Here is a 24,258-nt window from a genome sequence, read left to right as displayed (position 1 = left end):
CCGTCGAACAGGATTCCCCTGACGCAATGCACCCCCTATGTAGGCGCATCGCTCAAGGAGTCCCCGATGCCGATCATGGCCGCCCGCCACTATAATGAAGGAAAGCTCGTTCGCGAGCTCGGCCCCGACGACATCATCCCCGAGGATTGCGACGACAGCGATTTTTTCTGGCTCGGCCTTTACGAGCCCACCCCCGACGAACTTGCAGGGATCGCCAAAAGGTTCGGCCTCCACCCGCTCGCGGTCGAGGACGCGCTGAAATCGAAACAGCTTCCGAAGGTCGAGATCTATGGCGACCAGCTGTTCGTCATCGCCGCGACCGCGCGGCAGGAGGGGGATACGATCCAGTCGGGCGAGACCGCGATCTTCCTCGGCCGCCATTTCGCGGTGACCGTCCGCCACGGCTCGGCGCGCGCGCATACCGAGGTGCGCGCGAAGCTCGAAAGCCTGCCGCACAAGCTTATGCACGGGCCCGACTATGTCCTCTACGCGATTCTCGATTTCATCGTCGATGGCTATTTCCCGGTGATCGACGCAATCGAGGACCGGCTGCTGCTGGTCGAGGAAAGCGTGATGGACACGCCGCTCGATGCCGAACAGATCCGCCATCTCTATGGCCAGCGGCACGAAATCATCCGCTTCCAGCGCATCGTCGGGCTGATGAAGGACGTGGCGAACCGGCTGATCGGCGCCGATGACCTGCCGTGGATCGACGACGCGGTACGCCCCTATTTTCGCGATATATGGGACCATGTCCAGCGCGCCGAATTCCGGCTCCAGGGCCTGCGTGAAGTCGCCGCATCGGTCGTCGACACCAATTCGCTTCTCGAACAGCAGCGCCAGGGCATGATCACGCGCCAGCTCGCCGCCTGGGCCGCGATCCTGGCCGTGCCGACCGCGATCGCCGGGGTCTATGGCATGAATTTCGAGCATATGCCCGAACTCGGCTGGACCTTCGGCTATCCCTTCGCGCTGTCGCTCATGGGCGGAATCTGCGGCCTGCTGTACCGCCGCTTCAGGCGGATCGGCTGGCTCTAGAGCCGCACCCGCGCCGCCGCGGCGGATGCAACCTGTCACCGCGTTGCACGGGGGTTTCGCCGCACCATCTTTGCGGCCTTTGATAACCCTCTTTTAACCGTCTCACCCCAAAATTAGGATATGGTCATTTCCGGATATTTCCTGCCCCCGGCCGCCGACGCCGACAGTCGGTCGGCTGCACGCCGCAAACTCAGCCTGCTCGCGCGCGGCGCCCATCATGACGGCACCGAGATCGAGGTGCTGATCCACAATATCTCGGGAACCGGGCTGCTATTCGAAAGCGATATCGAGCTTGAGGCGGGCGACCGGATCGAAATCGAACTGCCGCATGCCGGCGATATTTCGGCGGTTGTAATCTGGGCCAGCGGCCGGCTCTTCGGATGCCAGTTCGAGGGGCCCGTATCGCCCGCGACACTGAGCGCGGTCGAACTCAAGAGCGTCGTGCCCCCCGAACCCGAGGTCGACGACAGCCAGCCGAGCCCCGCCGACGAAGCCTTCGGCGCACGCCTGCAGCGTTTCAGGATCATGGCCGGCCTCAACCAGGCCGACGTCGCCGAACGCATCGGCGTCAGCGCGCCGTCGGTTTCGGGTTGGGAAAAGGGCCGCGCCCGCCCCAAGCACGACCGCATGGACGCACTGGCCGCGATCCTGGGCGTGCAGGTTTCCGACCTGCTCGGCGGCTTCGCGCCCGAAGGACTGCACGACCTGATCGCGCGCAGCCGCGAGCAGATCGCGCGCACGGTCGGAGTCGCACCCGACAAGGTCCGGATCATCGTCGAGCTGTAAACGGCGGCCCGGTCTTGCCGAAACCGCCCCCCTTCCGGTATAGGGTTTACCGCAACCAACAGGGAGTCCGCAGGATCATGGATCGCAACTGAACGCATCGCCGCCACGCCGTGCCTTCAGGAAAGCCTTGTCCATGCCCTCCATCACCCTCGCCAACCTCGGTTGGTCCGCGCCCGACGGCCGCCCCGTCCTCTCCGACATCGACCTTCGTTTCCAGCGCGAGCGCGTCGGAGTCGTCGGCCGCAACGGCGTCGGCAAATCGACGCTGCTGTACCTGCTGACCGGCGAGCGCCAGCCCGCCTCCGGCTCGATCGCGATCGACGGCAGCGTCGCAATGCTGCGCCAGACGGTGCAGGTCGACCCGGACGAGACGATCGCCGACCTGTTCGACGCCCGCGCCTCGCTCGCGCTGCTCCGCAAGGCCGAAGCGGGCGATGCGAGTGCCGAAGACATCGGCGACGCCGATTGGACGCTCGAGGCGCGGATCGACGAAGCGCTCGCGAAGGTCGGCCTCGCGCTTCCGGCGGATACCCCGCTGGCGCACCTGTCGGGCGGCCAGCGCACGCGCGCCGCGCTCGCCGCTGCGATATTCGCCGCGCCCGACTTCCTGCTCCTCGACGAACCGACCAACAATCTCGACCGGGACGGGCGCGCTGCGGTGCGCGATTTGCTGCGTGGCTGGCGCAGCGGCGCTATCGTCGTCAGCCACGATCGCGAATTGCTCGAGGAGATGGACGCGATCGTCGAAATCACCAGCCTCGGCGCCGCGCGCTACGGCGGCGGCTGGAGCGCCTATCTCGCGCGCAAGGAGATTGAACGCGCGGCGGTCGAGGCCGAACTCGCCGACGCCGAAAAGCGACTGGATACCGCCCGGCGCGAGGCGCAGGCCGCGAGCGAAAGACAGGACCGGCGCGACGCCGGCGGCCGGCGCAAGGCGGCGCGCGGCGACATGCCCAAGATCATCATCGGCGGACAGAAGCGCCGCGCCGAAGAGACACGCGCTGCGGCAAGCCGCCTTGCCGGGCGCCAGCGCGACGCCGCACAGGCCCAGCTATCGGCGGCGCGCTCGAGGGTCGAAGTCGTCGATCCGCTGTCGGCGGGGCTTCCGCCGACCGGACTGGCCGCCTCGCGAACCGTCCTCGCGCTCGACGCTGTGACGGCCGGCTATGCCCGGGGGCAGCCCGTCATCCGCGACCTGTCGCTGACGATCACCGGCCCCGAGCGCGTCGCGATCACCGGGCCCAATGGTTCGGGGAAATCGACTTTGCTCGCCCTTGTGGCAGGGACGATCGGCCCATGGTCGGGCGCGGTACGCACGCAGGTGCCGTTCGCGGTGTTCGACCAGCGCGTATCGCTGCTCGACCCGTCGCTTTCGATCGCCGACAATTTCCTTGTGCGCAGCCCAGGGGCGACGAACAACCAGTGCCGCGCCGCGCTCGCCCGCTTCCGCTTCCGCGCCGACGCCGCGGACCGGATCGTCGGCACGCTCAGCGGCGGACAGATGTTGCGCGCCGGCCTCGCCTGCGTCCTCGGCGCTCCGCAGCTGCCGCAACTGCTGATCCTTGACGAGCCAGGCAACCACCTCGACATCGAATCGCTTACCGCGATCGAAACGGGACTTGCCGCCTATGACGGGGCGCTGCTCGTGGTCAGTCACGATCCGGCCTTTCTGGACGCGATCGGGATCACCCGCGAAATTGCGCTGTGCTGATCGCTTTGGTCAGCCTTCGGGGACCGGAAATTTGAGGCCGTGGAGCGCGACGACATGGTCGCCCTCGCAGACCGGCGCTGCGATCAGCCGGATCCAGCGCGTCTGCGCGCGCGCCGGGCCGATCTCGACGTCGAGCGTGAAGCCGCGACGATGCGCGATGGCGTGCGCGCGCAGCCGTTCCATCGCGGCGCGCGATCCCTCGCAATATTGCGCCACCGCCGCCGCCCGTGCGACGTCCGAGCCACGCGGCAGGCCGAAAAGATCGTACACCGTATCGGTCCAGCTCAGCCGGTTGGTCGCAAGGTCGCAATGCCACACGCCCACGCCCAGCCGCGCGATCGCCTCGGCATCCTCGGGCGTTTCGGCGCCGGCCTTGCCGGGCACCCGCACGCTCGTCCGCTGGGCCCAGCCGAGGTCGAAGTGGCGCGCGCGCTCATAGAGCGGCCAGCTATGGTGGAGCGGCAAAGGGTATCGGGCTTGCACGGTTCTGTTCCTCGCCACCTGGCTAGGCGGCGCTGCTTAAGATTATCTGACGGTGCCGGGAGAAAGGTCAGGCGGACGCCAGCACTTTCGCCATCATCCGCTCCTCCTTCTCGACCCACGGCGCTAGGCTGGGGCGCGACAGGATCGCTTCGCTCCATGCCGCGGTCTTCGGGTGTTTCGCCGCGTCGATGCACGCACCGCAATGGCGCAAATTCATCAGCGGGGACGCGGCCGCAAGATCGGCGAGCGTGAAGCGATCGCCGACCAGATTGCCCGACGCGGGGATCGCGCTCTCCAGATAATCGAGCAGCTTCGGCAATTCTTCGGCCTCGGCCTGCGCGGCCGCCGCGAGGTCGCCCTCGCGACCGAGAAATTTGGGCGAGACGATGCGGTTGAAGAACATCTTGCCGCTGCACGCCGCAAACACCGTGTCGCCGAATTCATCCCACCAGATCACACGCCCGCGCTGCTGCGGGTCGGCCGGGATCAGCGCGGGTTCGGGGTGCTTGGCCTCGAGATAATGGATGATCGCGCTCGAATCGGCGAGCAGGAAACCGTCATCGTCCATCGCCGGCATTTTTCCGAGCGGCGATGCGGCGCGAAAGCCCGGATCGGGGTCGCCGATCCCGACGCCCTTCAGCTCGAAATCGATCCCCTTTTCGCCCAGATAACCAAGCAATTTGCGCACGAACGGCGACACCACCGAGCCATAGATGATCATCCTGCAATCTCCCTTTATTCTGCTGTCATAGCATAGGTTAAGGGCGGGGCGACGCAACCCGTGCGACGGATCCGGGCGGCAAAGAAATAAACTTGCCATCGACGCGCCGGCGTGAAACATCGGCGTTTGGAGGGGGGCGCTGCCGCGGCAGCCATCAGCAGGATGTTCGCAATGCGCCCCTCAACCTGGGCAGATCGGCTGATGGGCCTGCTCGCCCGCTTTGTTGGCCTGGTCATCCTGCTCGCAACGCTCGTCGCCGCCGCCGCCAGCTTTTTCTACAACCAGTCCGAAGAGGCCGACCAGGCGGCGCGCGTCGCGATGCAGGTCAATATGCGGCTACGCGACCATGTCGCGGTGCTCGAAGGCGTCCGCGCGCTTTACCAGTCGGACTCCAGTTCCAGCGGTCCCGGCATCCGCGCCTATCTCTCGTCGCTCCAGCCGCAGATCCGCACGCCGGGCATGGAGGGGATCGGCATCGCCGCCGCCTTCCCCGCCGGCGACCCCCGGCTTCCCCAAGCGCAGCTGGCGCAGAATTACGGCCAGGCGATTCGGGTCTGGCCCGCCGTCACCGACCAGAAGATCGGCTTCGCCGTGACGCTGGTCGAGCCCTATACGCCGCGCCGCCACGTCGCGCTCGGTTTCGACATGTACAGCGATCCGACCCGCCGCGCCGCGATGCGCCGCGCCTGGCAGACCGGCCAGCCCGCCGCGAGCGGCGTTGTCGTACTCGCGCAGGAACGCCTGGCCAGGAAGAAGGAGAAGGGCTTTCTGATCTATATCCCGGTCTATGCGCGCCTGCCCGCCTCGCCGCTGACCAATGTCGCGACGCGCCCCGGCGCGCGTCCGATCGAGGCCTTCATCTATGCGCCGTTCCGCGGCAAAGACATGATGACGGCGGTTCTTGGCGACCAGATGCGCGGCATCGACGGGATCGAGGTCTATGCCGGCGACGGGCCTAAGGCACAGCTTCTCTACAGCCAAGGCAAGGTCGGCTGGGACGCGCACGAGCAAAAGCTGCGCGTTGCCGATCGCGAATGGACGATGCGCATTTCCTACGGCCGCTTTCTCGAACGGCTCGGCCGCCCTTTCGCCATCTTCGTCTTCGGCGTCCTGCTCGCCATCCTCGCGACCCAGCTCCACCGTGTCCAGCAACGCCGCGTCGGGGTGGCACAGGCGCTCGCCGCCGAGCAGGCGCGCCATGCCGAGGACCGCGAGTTGATGATCGGCGAGATGGCGCACCGCATGAAGAACGCCTTCGCCCGCATCGGTGCGCTCGCGCGCATCACCCTCCGCGAATCCGCCAGCCTGGAGGATTTCGAAACGAAATTCGACGGCCGCATGCGCGCGCTCTCCGACGCCAAACAGATGCTCGTCACTGGCGCGGTCGATACGGTCGAGCTCGGCCGCATCGTCCACCGCGAGCTGGAAATCGCCGGCTGGTCGGGCGAGCGTCTGGCGGCGCTCGACGGCCCCGTCGTTTGCCTCGATGACGAAAGCGCGCAGGCGATTACGCTTGCGGTCCACGAACTCGTCACCAACAGCATCAAATATGGCGCGCTGTCCGGACGCGGCGGCAATCTGGCCGTCGGCTGGTGCATCGAGGCCGACCAGGTCGAATTTCGCTGGACCGAAACCGGCCTGGCCGCGCCGCCGCAGATCGACACCGAAAGCTTCGGCACCCAGTTCATCCGATCGCTGATCGAACGGCAATTGAAGGGCAGCTGGGATCGCACCGCCGTTGACAACAGCCTGACGATCCTCATCCGCTGGCCGTACGATGGCTCTGCACCCTGACGATCGCTGGCATATCTGGATCGACCGCGGCGGCACCTTCACCGATGTCGTGGCGCGCAGCCCCGACGGCACCGTCGTCACCACCAAATATCTGAGCGAAGATCCCGCGCGACCCGGCGACGCCGCGGTCAATGCGATCCGCGACCTCACTGGCGCGGGCAGCGGCCCGCTTCCGCGCCTCGCGATCCGCATGGGCTCGACCGTCGCGACCAATGCCCTCCTCGAACGCAAGGGCGAGCCGACGCTGCTCGCGATCACGCGCGGCTTCGGCGACGCGCTGACCATCGGCTATCAGGACCGGCCCGACCTCTTCGCGCGCAAACTCCAACGCACCCCGCCGCCGCACGCCGAGGTTGCCGAAATCGCCGAACGCGTCGGTCCCGACGGTGCTGTCCTGACCCCGCTCGACGAAGAACAGGCCCGCACCGCATTGCAAGCCGCCCGCGACCGCGGGCTCGCCAGCATCGCCATCGTCCTCATGCACGGCTACCGCTACCCCGCGCACGAACAGCGCCTCGCCGCCATCGCCCGCGACCTCGGCTTCACCCAAATCTCGACCAGCCACGAGGTCAGCGCCCTCATCAAGCTGATCGGCCGCGGCGATACGACGCTCGCCGACGCCTATCTCTCGCCTGTGCTGCGCCACTATGTCGACCAGTTCGTCGGCCAACTCGGAGAGGGCATCGACCCGCAATTCATGAAAAGCTCGGGCGGCCTCGCCTCTGCCGCCGCCTTCCATGGCCGCGACGCGATCCTCTCCGGCCCCGCGGGCGGCATCGTCGGGATGGTCGGCAGCGCCGCGCCGCTCGGCAAGACGCGCCTCATCGGCTTCGACATGGGCGGCACCTCGACCGACGTCAGCCATTATGCCGGCCGCCTCGAGCGCGACAACGAAACCATCGTCGCGGGCACGCGCATCCGCGCCCCGATGCTCCGCATCCATACCGTCGCGGCGGGCGGAGGTTCGATCTGCCGCTGGGACGGTGCGCGCCTGCTCGTCGGTCCCGAAAGCGCCGGCGCCAACCCCGGCCCCGCCGCCTATGGCCGCGGCGGGCCGCTGACCGTCACTGACTGCAACGTCCTGCTCGGCAAGATCCAGCCCGACCATTTCCCCAAACTCTTCGGACCCGCAGGCGACCAGCCGCTCGACCGCACGGTCGTGGCCGAAAAATTCGCCGCCATGGCCGCCGAGGTCGGAGGCATCACCCCCGAAGCGCTTGCCGAAGGCCTGCTCGCCATCGCGGTCCAGCAAATGGCGAATGCGATCAAGCGCATCACCATCGCGCGCGGCCACGACGTCACCCAAGGCTACAGCCTCGTCGGCTTCGGCGGCGCCGCGGGGCAGCATGTCTGCCTCGTCGCCGATGCGCTCGGCATCGACGAAATCCTGCTCCACCCGCTCGCGGGCGTGCTCTCGGCCTATGGCATGGGTCTCGCCAGGCCCTCGGCGATCCGCGAGCGCACGCTGGGCCTGAAGCTCGACGCCGATTGCGCCACCGCTCTCGCCGCCACCGAAACCGAGCTGTCGGATCAAGCCCGCGCAGATCTTGCCCCCGATGCCACGACCACCCGCGAAACGCTGCTCTTTGTCCGCCTCGCCGACAGCGACAATGCGATCGAACTCCCGCTCGCACCGCCCGCCGAGGTCGCATCGGCCTTCGCCGCCGCCTTCCGCCAGCGCTTCGGCTACGCCCCCCACGACAATCTGGTGGTCGACCGCATCCGCGTCGAACTGACCGAGGCGGGCGACACGCAGGCGGCGCTGCCGCCCCCCGCCGCGTCCGCCGAGGGCGAACCTGAAACGGCCAGCGTCTGGCTCGCCGGTGCGGCGCACGACGTTCCGCTCCATCAGCGCAGCATGCTCCCCGCCGGGCGCAGCATCGCCGGCCCCGCGATCATCATCGACGCACTTTCGACGACGGTGATTGAGCCGGGGTGGAACGCAACGGTCGAGCAGGAGGGGACGCTGCGGCTCGCCAGGACAATCCTCCCCGTCGCGCAGCGATGGGGAGGTGGCAGCCCCGAGGGGGCTGACGGAGGGACCGGGCGCGCAGCGCTCGCTTCGCCCGCAGCCCCTCCACCGTCCTTCGGACGGTCCCCCTCCCCATCGCTAAGCGACGGGGAGGATCAAGAGGCATCCCCCGACCCGATCCGCCTCGAAATCTTCAACAGCCTGTTCATGGCGATCGCCGAGGAAATGGGCGGCGCGCTCCAGCATAGCGCCTCGTCGATCAATATCCGCGAGCGGCTCGACTTCTCCTGCGCGATCTTCGACGGCGAAGGCCGCCTCGTCGCCAACGCCCCGCATATGCCCGTGCACCTCGGATCGATGGGCGAAAGCGTCCGCACGATCCTCCGCCAGCGGTCCGGGGCGGACGGCCAGCCCGGCGACGGCCGCGGCATCCGCCGCGGCGACGCCTATGCGCTCAACGCCCCCTATGACGGCGGCACCCACCTCCCCGATATCACCGTCATCATGCCGGTGTTTGTGGAGAGCAGCACGCCAAGCTTCTTCGTTGCCGCGCGCGGCCACCACGCCGACCTCGGCGGCATCGCCCCCGGCTCGATGCCTCCCGACAGCAAGAGCATTGCCGACGAAGGCATCCTCTTCGACAATGTTCTGATCGTCGATGACGGCAACTTCCTCGACGCCGAGGTCCACGCCCACCTGACTGCCGGCGACTGGCCCGCGCGCAACCCCGCGCTCAACATCGCCGACCTGAAGGCCCAGGTCGCCGCCTGCCAGCGCGGCGCGAGTGCGCTCGTCGACCTCAGCGCCGCGCACGGCGCCGCCACCGTCGCCGCCTATATGGCGCACGGCCAGCGTCAGGCCGAAGCCGCGGTGCGCCAGCTCATCGCGCGCCTCGATGATGGCGCGTTCACCTACGCGATGGACAATGGAGCCGAGGTTGCGGTCGCGGTGAAGGTCGACCGCGCCGCCCGCCACGTCACGATCGACTTCACCGGCTCGTCGCCGACGCTCCCCGACAATTTCAACGCACCGATGCCCGTCGTCCGCGCCGCCGTCCTCTACGTCCTGCGCACCATGCTCGACGACCCGATCCCGATGAACGAGGGCTGCCTCGCCCCCGTCACGCTGATCGTGCCAGACGATTCGATGCTCAGCCCGCACTGGCCCGCCGCGGTCGTTGCGGGCAATGTCGAGACGAGCCAGGTCATCACCGACGCGCTGTTCATCGCCTTTGGCGCGATGGCGGGTGCGCAGGGCACGATGAACAATTTCACCTTCGGCAACGAAGCGCACCAATATTATGAAACGATCGCCGGCGGCTCGGGCGCCGGGCCGGGCTTCAACGGCACCAGCGTGATCCAGACGCATATGACCAACAGCCGGATGACCGACCCCGAGGTGATGGAAATCCGCTTCCCCGTCATCGTCGAGGAATTCTCGATCCGCAAAGGCTCGGGCGGCGTGGGCCGCTGGCACGGCGGTGACGGCGCCACTCGCCGCATCCGCTTCCGCGAACCGATGGCCGCGAACATCCTCGCCAACCGCCGCCGCATCGCCCCCGCAGGCTTGGCTGGCGGCGAAGACGCTGCACCCGGCCGCAACTGGGTCGAGCGCGCCGACGGCTCGGTCGAAATGCTGGCGGCCACGGGCAGCGCGGATCTGACTGCAGGGGATGCTTTCGTGATCGAAACGCCGGGCGGCGGCGGCTACGGGAAAGCGGGGGACGACAATTGACGGCAGCGGCGCAAACCTTCCTTCTCCCTCGATGGGAGAAGGATACGCAGCCTTATCGCGAAGCGATTAGGCGGAGTTGGATGAGGGTGAGGGCATGTCCAGGCATCATCGGCTCAGACCGAGACCGCACCCCCAACGAGGGGGAGGTAATTAAGCCATGCTCGTCCTGATCGGCATCGCCATCATCATCGCGGGCTTCCTGCTCCGCTTCAATCCGCTGCTCGTGATCATGGCCTCGGCGCTCGCGACCGGGCTCGCGGCGGGGCTCGATATCGCCGCGATCGTCGCCGCCTTCGGCAAGGCGTTCAACGACACGCGCTATGTCTCGATCATCTGGATCGTCCTTCCCGTGATCGGCCTGCTCGAGGCTTACGGCCTCCAGCAGCATGCGCGCAGCCTGATCGACCGCATGAAGGGCGCGACGCTCGGCCGCCTGCTCACCGGCTACCTGTTACTCCGCCAGGCAATGGCCGCGGTCGGCCTGACCTCGGTCGCGGGCCATGCGCAGACCGTCCGCCCGCTCGTCGCGCCGATGGCCGAAGCCGCCGCCGAGGCGAAGAACGACGCGCTCACCGGCGACCAGCGCGAGGAGGTCAAGGCCTTCGCCGCCGCGACCGATAACGTCGGCCTCTTCTTCGGCGAGGACATCTTCCTCGCGATCGGTTCGATCCTGCTGATGAAGGGCGTGCTCGAAGGCTATGGCTATCAGATCGAGCCGCTGCACTTCTCGCTCTGGGCGATCCCGACCGCGATCGCGGCCTTCCTGATCCACGGCTTCCGCCTCCGCCGCCTCGAAAAGCGGATGCAAAAGACGGCGGCCGGCGCATGATCACGCTCGACTTCGTCTATATCTTCGCAGGGATCGTCTTTGCGCTTTTCGCGCTGCTCGGCCTCTATGATCGCCGCAACCCCCGACGGTTCGGCAACGCCGCCTTCTGGGGGTTGCTCGCGACCTCGATGATCCTCGGCGACTATCTGGGCGATTTCGGCAACGGGCTGCTCGTCCTCGCGCTCGTCGCGATCGCGGGCACGGGGCAGATCGGCCGCGGCCGCGGGGGAGACGTCCCCGCCGAGGTTCAGGCCGCGCGCGCCTTGCGCTACGGCAATTTCCTGCTCCTCGTCGCGCTGATCATCCCCGTCGTCGCGCTCGCGGGGACCTTTCTCTTCAAATGGATTCCCGGCCTCGCCGACCCCAAGCAGGCGACGCTCATTTCGCTCGCGATCGGCGTGCTGATTGCGCTGGCGGTCGGCATGGCGCGCCTCAAACCCCCCGCGCTCCTCCCGCTCCAGCAGGGCCGCCGCCTGCTCGACGCCGTCGGCTGGGCAGCGATCCTGCCGCAGATGCTCGCGAGCCTCGGCGCAGTCTTCGCGCTCGCGGGCGTCGGCGAGGTCGTCGGCGGCCTCATCGGCGCCGCGATTCCCGAGGGCAGCCTGTTCGGCGCGGTGCTCGCCTTCGGGCTCGGCATGGCGCTCTTCACCATGGTGATGGGCAACGCCTTCGCCGCCTTTCCGGTGATGATGGCCGCGGTCGGCCTGCCCTTGCTGATCAAACATTATGATGGCGACCCCGCGGTCGTCGCCGCGATCGGCATGCTCGCGGGCTTCTGCGGCACGCTGATGACCCCGATGGCGGCGAACTTCAACCTCGTCCCCGCCGCGCTGCTCGAACTCAAAAGCCCCTATGGCGTGATCCGGGCACAGGTCGGCACCGCGCTGCCTTTGCTCGCCGTGAACATCCTCTTCATTTATATCTTCGCCTTCTAGCGCCGATCCCTTTTTCCGTTCGCATCGAGCGAAGTCGAGATGCCCGTCGGTCATCCATGACTTCTGGGTGTCTCGACTTCGCTCGACGCGAACGGATATGGAGGCCGCATGGAATTGAACCCCGACCACGCCACCCGCTTCGCGACCGCCACCCTGTCGCACCTCGGCCGCGAGTATCCGTACAAGATGGACCTTGTCCTCAACGGACCCGAGGACGCCAAACCGCCGCGCGAGCATCACCCGATTTTCCACGGCAGCTTCGACTGGCACAGCTGCGTTCACGGCTGGTGGCAGATCCTCCGCCTCGCGCGCCGCTTTCCCGACCTTCCCGTCAGTGCCGACACCCGCGCCCGCGCCGACGCGATGCTCGTGCCGGAGAAGGTCGCGGGCGAGCTGGCCTTCCTCGATCGCCCCTATTCGGCCACGTTCGAACGCCCCTATGGCTGGGCCTGGCTCCTCGCGCTCCATAAGGAAGCCGAGCGTCACGATGCCCCTTGGGCTGCCGCGCTCGAACCGCTTGCGCTCGCCTTCGCGCAGCGCTTTCACTCCTTCCTCCCGAAGATGACCTACCCGCTGCGCGTCGGCACCCATTTCAACATCGCCTTCGCGCTCCTCCTCGCACGCGACTGGGCAAGGATGCGCGACCCTGCGCTCGCGACGCTGATCGACGCGGCAGCAAAGGCGTGGTTCGCCGACGACCGCGACTGTCAGGCGTGGGAGCCTGGCGGCGACGAATTTCTCTCGTCGGCGCTCACCGAGGCGCATCTGATGGCCGTCGTCCTCGGCGACGATTTCACCGGCTGGTTCGACGCCTTCCTGCCCCGCGCAGCACAGGTACAGCCCGCCACCCTCTTCACCCCCTCCACCGTCTCCGACCGCAGCGACGGCAAGATCGCGCATCTCGACGGCCTCAATCTCAGTCGCGCGTGGTGCTGGCGCAGGATCGCGGCGGCACTGGGTCCTGCGCATCCGGTCGCCCCCGTCGCCGAAGCCGCCGCCGCGCGCCACCTCACCGCCGCGCTCCCGCACGTCACCGGCGATTATATGGGCGAGCACTGGCTCGCGAGCTTCGCGCTGCTGGCGCTAGATGGTCTCTGACGACACACCCCTTTTTCGTCACCCCGGACTTGATCCGGGGTCCATGGCAACGATGCGGCGACGGATGCCGGATCAAGTCCGGCATGACGAAGGAGGAGGGTGCGATTGACAAGCCTTCCCCACACGGCGAGAGACGACGCAACAGGGGAGACCGACTGCCGATGAAAACGCTGCGCCCGACATCGTTCGACGTCGCCGAGCGCGCCGGCGTGTCGCAATCGACCGTCTCGCGCGCGCTCCGCAACTCGCCCGGCGTCAACGCCGAAACCCGCGCCCGCGTCTCCACCGCCGCACGCGAGCTCGGCTATGTCGTCGACCGCCACGCCTCGTCGCTGCGCCTCAAAAGCAGCGAGACGCTCGCGCTCGTCACCATCTGCCGCCCCGGCGAGGATCGCAGCGCGATCAACCCCTTCTATTTCGCGTTGCTCGGCAGCATCGCCGCCGCCACCTCGGCGCGCGGCTTCAACCTGCTCGTCTCCTTCCAGGAAAGCGCCGACAATTTCCGCGCCGATTTCGTCGCCAGCGGCCTCGCCGACGCGATGATCGTCATCGGCACGACCAGCAACCGCGAGGCATGGGACTATTTCGCCGAGGCGCAGCGCTCGGGCCTCGACTTCGTCTGCTGGGGCAGCCCCGGCGACCCCTTCCACTGGATGCGCAGCGACAACGACACCGGCGGCCGCCTAGCCGCCGAGCATCTGGTCGCGAGCGGTCGCAGGCGCATCGCCTTCGTCGGCCCGCAGCGTTCGCCGCAGCGCCAGTTCGACGAGCGCCGCGACGGGTTCGCCGCCGCGCTCGCGGCGCACGGCATCGCCCCCGTCATTGTCGAGCCCCCCGCCGCGGTCGACCGCCACGCGCAGGGCGTGGCCGCCGCTGCAGAACTGCTCGCGGCGCATCCCGACGTCGATGCGATCTTCGCCGCGTCGGATATGCTCGCGCTCGGCGTCCTGCAGGGCCTGAAGGACGCCGGTCGCCGCATACCCGACGATGTCGCGCTGATCGGCTTCGACGGCATCCGCGCGGGCACCCTTGCCGACCCCGCGCTGACCACGATCGAGCCCGATCTCGACGCTGCCGGCGAGGCGATGGTCGCGATGGCGCTGGAGGACGATGATTTCACGCGCAGCGGCACGCGGATTCCCGTCCAACTTGCGCTCCGCGGCACCGCCTAACCGTTACACACTTCCGATTTTCCCATGTCCTTGTAACGACTTGTTATCCATGCGCGGGCACGATGCCTGACGGGGGTCGCAGGAAGCCGCATTGACGGGACAGCTTTTCATTTCACTGCTCAATCCGGGCATCGACCTGCTGTTCGCGGCTGCCTTTTTCTGGATGTGGCGTCAGCGGCAAGAACATTATATCGCCTATGCCGCCGCAGCCTATTTCTGTTCGGCGATCGCTTTCCTGATCCAGGACGTCGCGCCCGTGCTGCCGATGGAGGCGCAGCGGATTCCTGCCAATCTCGGCTTCCTGCTGACCGGCGTCTTTTTCGCTGCTGCGATCATCAAACGCTATGCGCTGCCCGTACCCTGGCGCGCGATGGCGATCACCGGCGCGATTTCGATGGGTGCCTTCCTGTGGTTCCTGCTCGGTCACCCCAGCATCAGCGCGCGCATCTATGCGATCAGCATCGGCGCCGGGCTGATCGCGTCGATGGTCGTGCGGGCGCTGTGGCCGGTCGCGAAGCCCTTCCTCATCGACAAGCTGCTCTTCTGGGTCGCGGGGCTGTCGGCGGTCAACCTGATCGTCCGTCCGGTCGTGCTTCTGTCGCTGCGCGGCGGCTTTGACAGCTATGTCGGTTTCCAGCAGTCGCTCTACTGGACCACGGTGCAGTTCAGCCAGGCGATGGTATCGATCGTCGCCGCGATCTGCCTGACCGTCGCGGTCGCGATCGACATGGTGCGCGAGCTCAAGGTCGAGGCGAATGCCGACGACCTTTCAGGCCTGCTCAACCGCCGCGGGTTCGAGGCCAATGCGACCACCGCGCTCCGTCGCTCGGCCGACGAGGGCCATGGCGTCGCGCTGCTGATCGCCGACCTCGACCATTTCAAGGAGGTCAACGATCGCCACGGTCATGCGGTGGGCGATACGATCATCGCTGCGTTCGGCGCGCATGTGCGACAGCTCGGTCCGGCGGACATGGTCGCGGGGCGCATCGGCGGCGAGGAGTTTGCCATATTGCTTCCCGGCGCGAGCATCGAGGGGGCGCGCCAGCTCGCCGAGATCATCCGCATCGGCTTCCCGACCTCCTGCGCCGAACACATCCCGCCCAACCTCGTCCCGTCGACGAGCGTCGGCATCACCGCAGGCCGCGCCGACGAGGGACTATCCGAACTGCTGCGCCAGGCCGATCAGTCGCTTTACGAAGCGAAACGCGCGGGCCGCAATCGCGTGCGGGCGTTCAGTCCGGTGCCGGTCCGGCTCGCCGCGGGCGGCGGCTGACCAGCGGCAGCCCCCGGGCGTCACCGCGTCCGCAAGCGGTTCATGCTTCATGGGGTAATACCGAATAGCCGAGGCAATTTTCATCGCTCCCCTCCACAACGGTTTCGGGGACCAGGGGAGCAATGCGATGTTCGATGCCCTCGGCCACGGGCGCGTCCGGAGCGGCCTGCGGCCGTTCCCGGTCACGATGGCGATTTTCCTGCTCGGCAATGCCGGCCTCGCCGCGTCGGGCGGTGCCGGCTGGCTGATCGCCGCGATCGCAGCCGCCAATATCGCGCTCGCCGGCGTGGCGGTCGGCCGGCGGCTCGCCGTCCGCGACCTTCCCGGCCGCGACCGCGCCCTGCGCCGGATCGAGCATCTCGCCTCGCACGATACGCTCACCGACCTGTCGAACCGCGCGCATTTCACCGATGCGCTCGATGACGCGATCGACGCGGGCGAGCCGTTCGCGCTGCTCGCGCTCGACCTCGACCGCTTCAAGGCGGTGAACGACATCTTCGGGCACGGCGCAGGCGATGCGATATTGTGCCGCGTCGCCGACATGCTTCGCGCCGCGGTTCGCGGCACCGATATCGTCGCGCGGGTCGGCGGCGACGAATTCCTGATCATCCAGGCCGGCATCTCCGGCCCCGACGATGCACGCAAGCTCGCGAACCGTATTCTGGACACGGTGTCGATCGAGATGGACCGCGGGCGCGACCCGATGGCGGTGGGGGTGAGCATCGGCGTCGCGCTCTTCCCGCGCGACGGCGCCGATGCCGGGACGATCCGGCGCAACGCCGACATCGCGCTTTACCGGGCGAAAGCCGACGGGCGCGGCGGCGCCGCGCTTTTCGACCGGCAGATGGACAGGGTCGCCCGCGAACGCCGCACGCTCGACCGCGACCTGCGGCTTGCGGTCGCGCGCAACGAGCTTTACCTCGAATTCCAGTCGCTCGTCGCCGCCGCGGTCGGCTCGGTGGTCGGTTACGAAGCGCTGCTTCGCTGGCGCCATCCCGGGCTCGGCGAGATCGCGCCCGAGGCCTTCCTTTCCGTTGCCGAAGAAACCGGGGCGATCGTCCCGATCGGCGAATGGATGCTGCGCCAGGCCTGCACGACCGCCGCGACCTGGCCGGACACGCTCGCGGTCGCAGTCAAGATATCGGCGGTGCAGCTCCGCATACCCAATTTCGTCGCGGTCGTCCGCGACGCCCTCGACCGGTCGGGACTCGACGGCCATCGGCTCGAACTGGAGATTCCCGAGGCCGCGCTGCTGCGCAACCGTCAGCGCGCGCTGCAGACGCTCCACGAAATCCGCGCGTCGGGTGTACGCATCGCGATGGACGAATTCGGCACCGGCCCTTCTTCGCTCGGCAATCTGAAAGCCTTCCCCTTCGACAAGATCAGGATCGACCGCAGCTTCGTGGCCGCGATGCGCCATGATGCGGCCGCATCCTCGATCGTCCGCGCGATCGTCGGGCTCGGGCGCAGCTTCAACGTGCCGATCGTCGCCGAAGGGGTCGAGACCGACGAGCAACGGCGGATACTGCTTGACGCCGGTTGCCCGCAGGCCCAGGGCTATTTCTTCGGTCGTCCCGGCAAGGATCCCTTCGGCAGCACCGCGCAGCGTGACCTGAGCCCGGACCCCTGAATTCAACCTTAGCCCCTATCAGAACAGGAGAACCCACCCGATGGCGAAGCGATGCCTGCTGCGTGACGAAAAGGGCGCAACCGCTATCGAATATGGCCTGATCGCCGCGCTGATCTCGGTAGCGTGCATCGTCGCCTTCCAGTCGCTGGGTCTCAATCTCGAAACCATCTTCCTGACGATCGCGAACGCGCTGCGCTGATGAAAGCGCAGATCGCTGCACCAGCCAGCTTGAAATTGCTGTGACTGTTTCCGGGAAAAACTGGATGCCCCGTGACGATTATAACTTTAGTTTCACGGACGGTCATATCGCCTCTAACAACCTGTTATTATATATACATTTTCCGGCGTTCATATCCTCAAGCGCGGGATCAACGTCGGCGGCGCCCGATGACCGGTCTTTCCGGTAGCAAGATCAGTGCCCGGCCGCCGCTCGAGCCCAGCGGATCAGCGAGGCGCGGTCCATCGCGCCGGATTGCCGCGCGACCTCGCGCCCGCCGGCGACGAGCACAAGCGTCGGGATCGAGCGTATCGCATAACGATGGGCGAGCGACGGTTGGGCCTCGGTGTCGATCTTCACGAGACGAATTTCCGGCTCGAGATCGCGGGCCGCCGCCGCGAAGGTCGGGGCCATCGCCTTGCAGGGCCCGCACCATTCGGCCCAGAAATCGACGAGTACGGGCAAGGTGCCGATGCGGATCAACCGATCGAAGCGCGGCGCATCGAGTGCAAGCGGCTCGCCCTGGAATAGCGCCGCCCCGCACTTACCGCAGCGCGGCCCGTCGGCCAGCCGCGCGTGCGGCACACGGTTACCGGCATCGCAGTTCGGACAGATGAGGATTTCAGGGTCAGCCACGCCAGATTCCTCCCGGAGCATTTGCCCATCGGCCTCCTGTCGGGAAGGTGGGCTGGCCGGACGAGTACTAGAGCCGCTAGAGGGTGCCGTCCTCGTCGGCAGGCGAGTGAAATTCATGCCATAGCCCGTTCAATATACCCAAGCCGACCGCGAGGCCGAGACCGAGAACCCAGGTGAAATACCACATCGCTTATCCTCCGGTCAGTAAAAGTCGGGGTTGGTGCGCACCTCTTCGAGGGTGATGCGGCCAAACAGGATCTTCAGCACCCACGCCGTATAGGCGAGCACGATCGGCAGGAAGATCAGCGTCACGACCAGCATGATCCACAAGGTGAGGTGGCTCGACGAGGCGTTCCAGACGGTCAGGCTTGAGTGCGGGTCGATCGAGCTGGGCAGAATGAATGGGAACATCGACATGCCGACGGTCGAAATGATCCCGAAAACCGCCGTCGCCGAACCGGCAAACAACATCGCCTGCCGCCGTCGCGCAATCGCGAGGTATGCGAGCGCGGGGCCGACGAAGCCGAAGATCGGCGCGAGCAGCATCCAGGGCTGCCGTTCATAATTTTCGAGCCAGGCGCCCGGCGCGGATGCCGCGGTCGTCCACCGCGGGTTCGACGGTCCGGCCGCGTCGATGGCGCCTTCGAGCCGGTATCCGATCGAGGTCGTCGCGACCATCATGCCGCCGATTGCGAAGAGGACAAGTACAAGCAGCGCAGCGAACTTGCCCAAGCGCCGGGCGCGTTCCATCACCGCGCCGTCCTCGACCTTGATCGCAAGCCAGCCGGCGCCGTGCAATACGATCATCGCGACCGAGAGCAGCCCGGTGAGCAAGGTGAAGGGAGTGAAGAGCCCGAGCAGCGATCCCTCGTAGAAGGCCCGCAAATCGCTGTCGAGACGAAAGGGTGCGCCGATGAGGACGTTGCCCACCGCGACCCCGAACACGAGCGCCGGGACGATGCCGCCGATGAACAATGCCCAGTCCCAGCGGCTACGCCACGCGGCGTCATCGTGCTTCGACCGATATTTGAAAGCGACGGGCCGTAGGATAAGCGCGGCCAGCACGAGGAATATCGCGAGATAGAAGCCCGAAAAACTGATCGCATAGACGAAGGGCCACGCAGCGAAGATCGCGCCGCCGCCGAGGATCAGCCAGACTTGATGGCCTTCCCAGGTCGGCGCAATGCTGTTGATCGCAAGACGGCGTTCCTCGTCGGTTCTCGCGACAAAGGGCAGCAGCGCCGCGACGCCGAGATCGTAACCGTCGGTGAGTGCGAAGCCGATCAGCAGGACGCCGAGCAAGAGCCACCAAATCAGGCGTAGGGTTTCGTAGTCGATGGGTATCGCCATGATCGTGCCTCCTTATTCGGCGGGAAGCGGGGCATAGCCCGCGCCGGGTTTGGCTGCGGTTTCTGGTGCGCCCCCCGCGAGGCGGTTCGGCTCGGGCCCCTTGCGGATACTCGCCAGCATCAACCGCATTTCGATAACGGCGAGGCCGCCGTAGAGCAGGGTGAAGGCGATGATCGTCGTCCAGAGTTGCGCCACCGTCAGGCTCGATGCGCCTAGGAATGTCGGCAGCACGCCCTCGATCGCCCAAGGCTGACGGCCATATTCGGCGAGCACCCAGCCCATTTCGATCGCGATCCACGGAAGCGGTATGATCAGAACGGCAAGGCGCAGGAACCATTTGACGTCGAAACGCCGCACGGTCGCGAAATAGAAGGCTAACGCGAAGAAGCCGATGAAGAAGAATCCGAGCCCGGCCATCAGCCGGAACAGCCAGAAGGTGACGGGAACATTGGGAACAGTGTCCCAAGCGGCCTGCATCACCTGATCGCGGCTCGCTGTCTGCGGATCGGCGACGTAACGCTTGAGCAGCATCCCGTAGCCAAGATCGCCGCGATGTTCCTCGAACAGCGCGCGGGCCGCGGCATCGGTGCGATCGGCCTTCAGCCGCTCAAGCGCACCATAGGCGATCTTGCCGCTTTCGATACGCTCCTGCGCATGGAGGACCAGTTCGTTGATCCCCTGCACTTCGCCGGTGAGGCTGCGCGTCGAGATGAGCCCGAGCACGTAAGGCAATTTGATCTCATAATAGGTCGTGCGATCCTTGACTGACGGAAAGCCGACCAGCGTCAAGCCCGCGGGCGCCTTTTCGGTGTGCCACATGGCTTCGATCGCAGCTAGCTTCATCTTCTGGTTGTCGGTCAGCGCATAGCCCGACTCGTCGCCTAGCACGACGACCGACAGCGAAGACGCGAGGCCGAAAGCCGCTGCCACCGTCAGCGATCTTTTTGCCAGCGGCGTGAAGCGGCCGCGCAGCAGGTACCAGGCCGAAATACCGAGCACGAAGACCGATGCCGTGACATAGCCAGCGCTTACCGTATGGACGAACTTGGCCTGCGCAACCGGATTGAACAGCACCGAATAGAAGTCGGCCACCTCCATGCGCATCGTCTCGGGATTGAACCGCGCGCCGACCGGATTCTGCATCCAGCCATTCGCGATCAGAATCCACAGCGCCGACAGGTTCGATCCCAGTGCGACGAGGAAGGTGACGAGCAGGTGGACCTGCCGCGATAATTTTTCCCACCCGAAGAACATCAGCCCGACAAAAGTCGCCTCGAGGAAGAAGGCCATCAGCCCCTCGATCGCAAGCGGCGCGCCGAAGATATCGCCGACATAGTGCGAATAATAGGACCAGTTCATCCCGAACTGGAATTCCATCGTCAGCCCCGTCGCGACGCCGAGGACAAAGTTGATCCCGAACAGCTTGCCCCAGAAACGCGTGATCGTGCGCCAGATTTCGCGCCCGGTGATGACATAGATGCTCTCCATGATGACAAGCATGAAAGAGAGCCCCAGGGTGAGCGGGACGAAGAGGAAATGATAAAGTGCCGTCAAGGCGAATTGCAGGCGGGAAAGCTCGACTACGGCCAGATCCATTGCGTCACTCCTGAACGGCGACTCGGACGGCGCACCGCTCTTGCCGGCGCGTCATTTAATGAATATAAGAATGTGTGAATATAAGCAAAATGTCAATCGGTCAGAATGTCTCACCTGAAAGCGCTCGGGCGTGCTCCGGAGCGGTTGTCGCGTGGCTTGGCGATACGGCGGCCGCGATAATCTTCGCCCTGGCGCTGACGCGGTTGCTCGCGCCGATCGTCACGGAAACAGGGCGAGACGATGCAGCGATCTGGATTCTTCTGCTCGTCGCAGCAGCAACGCTGCGGGGACTGGCGCAAGCGGGGGCGATGATGACCGGGTTGCGGCACGGCATGGCGATCGCCGACGCGGCGCGTGCGCGCCTCGCTCCGGCGCTGATCGCAAGCGCCGCCGGGCGCGGGCGGCTCGCCGGCGAGGATGCCGAACTTATCGTCGCGGGTGTGGACCGGATCGAACTTTATGTCGCGCGCTTCCTCCCGCTTCGCCGGGCGGCCATGCTCTCGCCGTTGCTGGTGGCGCTGGCGGCCTTCCCTGCCAGCTGGGTCGCGGCGGCGATCCTGCTCGCGACGCTCATCCCCTTCGCCATCGGCATGGCTCTTGCGGGCGGTGCTGCTCACCGTGCGAGCGAAGACCAGCTTGGCGCGCTGTCGCGGCTCGGCGGGCTGTTCGTCGATCGCGTACGCGCGCTGCCGCTGATCCTCTCCTGCGGCGCCGAGGATCGCGTGACGCGGCATATCGACGTGGCGGCACAGGATCTTGCCACCCGCACACTCGGCGTACTGCGCGTCGCCTTCGTTTCCAGCGCGATCCTCGAATTCTTCAGCGCGCTCGCGGTCGCGCTCGTCGCGGTCTATTGCGGCTTTTCGCTGCTCGGCCTGCTCCCGTTCGCGGCGCCGGAACGCCTCGATTTCGCGCGCGCCTTTTTCGTCCTTGCGCTTGCGCCCGAATTCTATGTCGGAATGCGCCGGCTCGCTGCCGCTTATCACGAAAAGCAGCAGGGCGTGGCGGCGATGGCGGCCATCGCCATGCGACTGGAGAGCTTCCCGCCCGCCCCCACGTCTATCGATACACCGAAACATGCCGCACGGCTCGCGCTCTCCAGCCTCGTCGTTCGGCATCCGGAAGGCGCCGCGATCGGTCCGGTGACCGCCGGATGGAACGGTCCCGGCCTGCATCTGATCATGGGGCCGAGCGGATCGGGGAAGACCAGCCTGCTGCGCGCGCTGATCGGCCAGGTGGCGATCGAGACGGGGGAGATGCGAATGGACGAGGTCGCCCTCGATCCCGCCGCGATCGCGCCGCATTGCGGCTGGGCGGGTCAGCGGGCGCTGTTGTTGCCCGATACGCTGCGTCGCAATCTGTTGCTCGATCAATCGGGAACGAGCGAGCACGAGGCGTTGGCTTTGCTCGACACGCTCGGGTTGGATGCGCTGATCGCGGCGCGTGGCAGCGGGCTCGACTGGGCAATCGACGATCGCGGCAGCGGATTGTCGGGTGGCGAGCGGCGGCGGATCGGCCTCGCGCGCGCGCTGCTCGCGCCGCGCCCGATCCTGCTGCTCGACGAGCCGACAGCCGATCTGGACGCCGAAAACGCCGATGGCGTCGTCGCGCTGCTCGAAGGCGCCGCCGAAACGCGGCTGCTGATCGTCGCGACGCACGACCCACGGCTCGCCGCGATCGCCGACAGCGTCGTGGAGCTCGCATGATCGACGACCTCGTTCACGCCGCGCGACGCGGACAGCGCCGCGCCATCTTGCTCGGCATGGCGTCAGCCGCGCTCGCGGCGCTGGCTGCCGTTGCCCTGCTCGCGATGTCGGGGTGGTTCCTGACCGGCGCGGCGATCGCCGGGCTGGCCGGGGCCGCGGCGGTCAAGGCGTTCAACTATCTGGTCCCCAGCGCCGCGATCCGCGCGCTCGCAATCCTGCGCACGCTGTCGCGCTATGGCGAGCGGCTCTTCAGCCATCAGGCGATGTTGTTCGCACTCGCCGAGGTGCGCACACGCCTGTTTGCGCGCCTTGTCGCCGCGCCGCCGTCCGCTGCGCTGATCCGCGCGCGCGGCGATGTCGCAGCGCGGCTGGGCGAGGATGTGCAGACGCTGGAAGAGGCCCTGCTCCGCACCACGCTCGTCCCGTCGGGAGTCGCGACGCTGACGGGCTCATGCGCGCTCGTCCTGCTGGCCGGCATCGTTCCCGCTGTCATATTATTCGTTGCCGCGATCGGCAGCGCGCTCGTCGCGCGCACCATCGGCGCCCGCAGCATCGCCCCCGCGCTCACGGCCGAAAGTGCCGCGCTTGGACGGCTCAAGCAGCGCTATGTCGGCATGGCATCGGGCGGCGACGACCTTATCGTCTATGGGCTCGGTTCCGACGTCCGCGCCGCACTCGCCGATGCCGGGACGCCGCTCCACACCGCGCGCGTCGCGCTGGCGCGGACGGACGCCGCCATCGGCGTCGTGCATTGGGCGCTGACCGGCGGCGCGGTCGCGGGCGTGATCGCGGCGTCGACCGCAAGTCCGCCGCTCGTTGCGCTCGCGGCGCTGGCCGCCGCGGCCGCGATGGAAATCGCCGGCGCCTTTATCCGGCTCGACCTCCAGCGCTGGAAGAGCCGCGGTGCGCGTGCGCGGCTCGACGCGATGTTTCCGGAACCGGGAACGCCGCGGGAGTATCCCGTGCCGAGCGACCGCAAGATCGAGATCACGCTCCACGGCGCGCGCCACTTGATCGAGCCCGGCTCACGCGTCGCCCTGACGGGCGCGTCGGGCAGCGGCAAGACGCGGATCCTCGAAACGCTCGCCGGCCTGCGCGACGACGCGCCCGAGCCGGTCGCGATCGGCGACGTCCCGGCCGCACGGCTGCCACTCGCCACCCGCCGCATCCTTTTTGCGCTGGCCGCTCAGGACGCCGCGATGATCGCGGGGAGCGTTGCCGACAACCTTTCGCTCGCGCGGCCCGGGCTCGGCCGCGCCGCGATGGCGGAGGCCCTGTCGCTCGCTTGCGCCGACGATGTCGTCGCGGCGCTGCCCGGCGGGCTCGATTGCTGGCTCGGCGACGATGGCGCGCGGCTGTCGGGCGGCCAGCGAAAGCGCCTGTCGCTCGCACGGGCGCTGCTCGCGGGACGCCCCTGGCTCCTGCTGGACGAGCCGAGTGAGGGGCTCGATGCCCCCACCGAAGCGCGGCTGGCCGGCAATCTCGGCACCTGGCTGGAAAGGACTGGTACCGGCCTGATCCTGGTCAGCCACCGACCGGCGATGCTCGGCCTCGTGAGCCGTCGCTTGCGGCTCTAG

At 67.2% G+C, this 24,258-nt stretch carries 20 protein-coding genes; 14 read left to right on the top strand and 6 right to left on the bottom strand.

Features of this window, described 5'->3' with window-relative positions:
* Positions 1-66 precede the first annotated feature (66 nt).
* The 3 genes from corA to ATE64_RS17240 all read left to right on the top strand — a co-directional run bounded on the left by corA (position 67) and on the right by ATE64_RS17240 (position 3,535).
* Positions 67-1,038: a magnesium/cobalt transporter CorA gene (corA, locus tag ATE64_RS17250; protein ID WP_058456235.1), complete on the top strand. Its 972-nt coding sequence runs from the start codon at positions 67-69 to the stop codon at positions 1,036-1,038.
* A 120-nt stretch (positions 1,039-1,158) separates the two neighbouring features.
* Positions 1,159-1,824, top strand: coding sequence for a helix-turn-helix domain-containing protein (locus ATE64_RS17245; RefSeq protein WP_058456234.1), 666 nt, complete (start codon positions 1,159-1,161; stop codon positions 1,822-1,824).
* A gap of 133 nt (positions 1,825-1,957) precedes the next feature.
* The gene (locus ATE64_RS17240) at positions 1,958-3,535 is read left to right on the top strand and encodes an ABC-F family ATP-binding cassette domain-containing protein (protein WP_058456233.1); all 1,578 of its coding nucleotides are present in this window, start codon (positions 1,958-1,960) and stop codon (positions 3,533-3,535) included.
* 9 nt (positions 3,536-3,544) lie between these two features.
* On the opposite strand, the gene ATE64_RS17235 is transcribed toward ATE64_RS17240, so the two are convergent.
* Entirely contained in the window at positions 3,545-4,018 is a 474-nt protein-coding gene (locus tag ATE64_RS17235) for a hypothetical protein (protein WP_058456232.1), read from the bottom strand.
* Between the two features lie 67 nt (positions 4,019-4,085).
* Positions 4,086-4,739 (bottom strand): glutathione S-transferase family protein, encoded by a 654-nt coding sequence (locus ATE64_RS17230; protein ID WP_058456231.1) that lies wholly within the window; start codon positions 4,737-4,739, stop codon positions 4,086-4,088.
* A gap of 171 nt (positions 4,740-4,910) precedes the next feature.
* Here ATE64_RS17230 and ATE64_RS17225 point away from each other — a divergent pair, with 171 nt between their 5' ends.
* The 9 genes from ATE64_RS17225 (at position 4,911) to ATE64_RS21295 (ending at position 17,375) form a co-directional block, all read left to right on the top strand.
* Positions 4,911-6,533 (top strand): CHASE domain-containing protein, encoded by a 1,623-nt coding sequence (locus ATE64_RS17225; RefSeq protein ID WP_058456230.1) that lies wholly within the window; start codon positions 4,911-4,913, stop codon positions 6,531-6,533.
* Positions 6,517-10,239, top strand: coding sequence for a hydantoinase B/oxoprolinase family protein (locus ATE64_RS17220; protein ID WP_058456229.1), 3,723 nt, complete (start codon positions 6,517-6,519; stop codon positions 10,237-10,239). Before ATE64_RS17225 ends, ATE64_RS17220 begins: the two co-directional genes overlap by 17 nt.
* Positions 10,240-10,396: 157 nt before the next feature.
* Positions 10,397-11,068 (top strand): DUF969 domain-containing protein, encoded by a 672-nt coding sequence (locus ATE64_RS17215; protein ID WP_058456228.1) that lies wholly within the window; start codon positions 10,397-10,399, stop codon positions 11,066-11,068.
* Complete coding sequence (locus tag ATE64_RS17210) at positions 11,065-12,003, top strand: DUF979 domain-containing protein (protein WP_058456227.1); 939 nt, start codon at positions 11,065-11,067, stop codon at positions 12,001-12,003. The genes ATE64_RS17215 and ATE64_RS17210 overlap by 4 nt, the downstream gene beginning before the upstream one ends.
* 108 nt (positions 12,004-12,111) lie before the next feature.
* The gene (locus tag ATE64_RS17205; RefSeq protein ID WP_058456226.1) at positions 12,112-13,101 is read left to right on the top strand and encodes a DUF2891 domain-containing protein; all 990 of its coding nucleotides are present in this window, start codon (positions 12,112-12,114) and stop codon (positions 13,099-13,101) included.
* A gap of 161 nt (positions 13,102-13,262) precedes the next feature.
* Positions 13,263-14,273 (top strand): LacI family DNA-binding transcriptional regulator, encoded by a 1,011-nt coding sequence (locus ATE64_RS17200; protein ID WP_058456225.1) that lies wholly within the window; start codon positions 13,263-13,265, stop codon positions 14,271-14,273.
* A 91-nt stretch (positions 14,274-14,364) separates the two neighbouring features.
* Positions 14,365-15,546, top strand: coding sequence for a GGDEF domain-containing protein (locus ATE64_RS17195; RefSeq protein ID WP_058456224.1), 1,182 nt, complete (start codon positions 14,365-14,367; stop codon positions 15,544-15,546).
* A 127-nt stretch (positions 15,547-15,673) separates the two neighbouring features.
* Positions 15,674-17,176: an EAL domain-containing protein gene (locus tag ATE64_RS17190; RefSeq protein ID WP_058456223.1), complete on the top strand. Its 1,503-nt coding sequence runs from the start codon at positions 15,674-15,676 to the stop codon at positions 17,174-17,176.
* A 40-nt stretch (positions 17,177-17,216) separates the two neighbouring features.
* On the top strand, positions 17,217-17,375 hold the full coding sequence (locus tag ATE64_RS21295) for a Flp family type IVb pilin (protein ID WP_082657512.1): 159 nt from the start codon (positions 17,217-17,219) through the stop codon (positions 17,373-17,375).
* 213 nt (positions 17,376-17,588) lie between these two features.
* Here the strand turns inward: ATE64_RS21295 and trxC are convergent, their stop codons facing one another.
* The 4 genes from trxC to ATE64_RS17175 all read right to left on the bottom strand — a co-directional run bounded on the left by trxC (position 17,589) and on the right by ATE64_RS17175 (position 20,975).
* Positions 17,589-18,029 (bottom strand): thioredoxin TrxC, encoded by a 441-nt coding sequence (trxC, locus tag ATE64_RS17185; RefSeq protein ID WP_058456222.1) that lies wholly within the window; start codon positions 18,027-18,029, stop codon positions 17,589-17,591.
* Positions 18,030-18,105: 76 nt separating this feature from the next.
* Complete coding sequence (gene cydX, locus ATE64_RS21290) at positions 18,106-18,216, bottom strand: cytochrome bd-I oxidase subunit CydX (protein WP_082657511.1); 111 nt, start codon at positions 18,214-18,216, stop codon at positions 18,106-18,108.
* A 14-nt stretch (positions 18,217-18,230) separates the two neighbouring features.
* Positions 18,231-19,379, bottom strand: coding sequence for a cytochrome d ubiquinol oxidase subunit II (gene cydB, locus ATE64_RS17180; RefSeq protein WP_058456221.1), 1,149 nt, complete (start codon positions 19,377-19,379; stop codon positions 18,231-18,233).
* A gap of 12 nt (positions 19,380-19,391) precedes the next feature.
* A complete protein-coding gene (locus ATE64_RS17175; RefSeq protein ID WP_058456220.1) occupies positions 19,392-20,975 on the bottom strand; it encodes a cytochrome ubiquinol oxidase subunit I in 1,584 nt (527 codons plus the stop codon).
* Positions 20,976-21,064: 89 nt separating this feature from the next.
* Between ATE64_RS17175 and ATE64_RS17170 the strand changes: the two genes are divergently transcribed.
* Positions 21,065-22,681, top strand: a complete 1,617-nt coding sequence (locus tag ATE64_RS17170; RefSeq protein WP_082657510.1) for an ATP-binding cassette domain-containing protein — start codon at positions 21,065-21,067, stop codon at positions 22,679-22,681.
* On the top strand, positions 22,678-24,258 hold the full coding sequence (locus ATE64_RS17165) for an ATP-binding cassette domain-containing protein (RefSeq protein WP_058456219.1): 1,581 nt from the start codon (positions 22,678-22,680) through the stop codon (positions 24,256-24,258). The genes ATE64_RS17170 and ATE64_RS17165 overlap by 4 nt, the downstream gene beginning before the upstream one ends.

The organism is Sphingopyxis sp. H073, from assembly GCF_001468395.1.
Taxonomy (GTDB): Bacteria; Pseudomonadota; Alphaproteobacteria; order Sphingomonadales; family Sphingomonadaceae; genus Sphingopyxis.
The sequence above is the reverse complement of the archived record's forward strand: the minus strand, read 5'-3'. Positions and strand labels throughout refer to the sequence as shown.

Coding starts and splice junctions, on each gene's coding strand:
- corA (WP_058456235.1), top strand. CDS start 67: ATGCCGATCATGGCCGCCCGCCACTATAATGAAGGAAAGCTCGTTCGC.
- ATE64_RS17245 (WP_058456234.1), top strand. CDS start 1,159: ATGGTCATTTCCGGATATTTCCTGCCCCCGGCCGCCGACGCCGACAGT.
- ATE64_RS17240 (WP_058456233.1), top strand. CDS start 1,958: ATGCCCTCCATCACCCTCGCCAACCTCGGTTGGTCCGCGCCCGACGGC.
- ATE64_RS17230 (WP_058456231.1), bottom strand. CDS start 4,739: ATGATCATCTATGGCTCGGTGGTGTCGCCGTTCGTGCGCAAATTGCTT.
- ATE64_RS17225 (WP_058456230.1), top strand. CDS start 4,911: ATGCGCCCCTCAACCTGGGCAGATCGGCTGATGGGCCTGCTCGCCCGC.
- ATE64_RS17220 (WP_058456229.1), top strand. CDS start 6,517: ATGGCTCTGCACCCTGACGATCGCTGGCATATCTGGATCGACCGCGGC.
- ATE64_RS17215 (WP_058456228.1), top strand. CDS start 10,397: ATGCTCGTCCTGATCGGCATCGCCATCATCATCGCGGGCTTCCTGCTC.
- ATE64_RS17210 (WP_058456227.1), top strand. CDS start 11,065: ATGATCACGCTCGACTTCGTCTATATCTTCGCAGGGATCGTCTTTGCG.
- ATE64_RS17205 (WP_058456226.1), top strand. CDS start 12,112: ATGGAATTGAACCCCGACCACGCCACCCGCTTCGCGACCGCCACCCTG.
- ATE64_RS17200 (WP_058456225.1), top strand. CDS start 13,263: ATGAAAACGCTGCGCCCGACATCGTTCGACGTCGCCGAGCGCGCCGGC.
- ATE64_RS17190 (WP_058456223.1), top strand. CDS start 15,674: ATGTTCGATGCCCTCGGCCACGGGCGCGTCCGGAGCGGCCTGCGGCCG.
- ATE64_RS21295 (WP_082657512.1), top strand. CDS start 17,217: ATGGCGAAGCGATGCCTGCTGCGTGACGAAAAGGGCGCAACCGCTATC.
- cydX (WP_082657511.1), bottom strand. CDS start 18,216: ATGTGGTATTTCACCTGGGTTCTCGGTCTCGGCCTCGCGGTCGGCTTG.
- cydB (WP_058456221.1), bottom strand. CDS start 19,379: ATGGCGATACCCATCGACTACGAAACCCTACGCCTGATTTGGTGGCTC.
- ATE64_RS17175 (WP_058456220.1), bottom strand. CDS start 20,975: ATGGATCTGGCCGTAGTCGAGCTTTCCCGCCTGCAATTCGCCTTGACG.
- ATE64_RS17170 (WP_082657510.1), top strand. CDS start 21,065: ATGTCAATCGGTCAGAATGTCTCACCTGAAAGCGCTCGGGCGTGCTCC.
- ATE64_RS17165 (WP_058456219.1), top strand. CDS start 22,678: ATGATCGACGACCTCGTTCACGCCGCGCGACGCGGACAGCGCCGCGCC.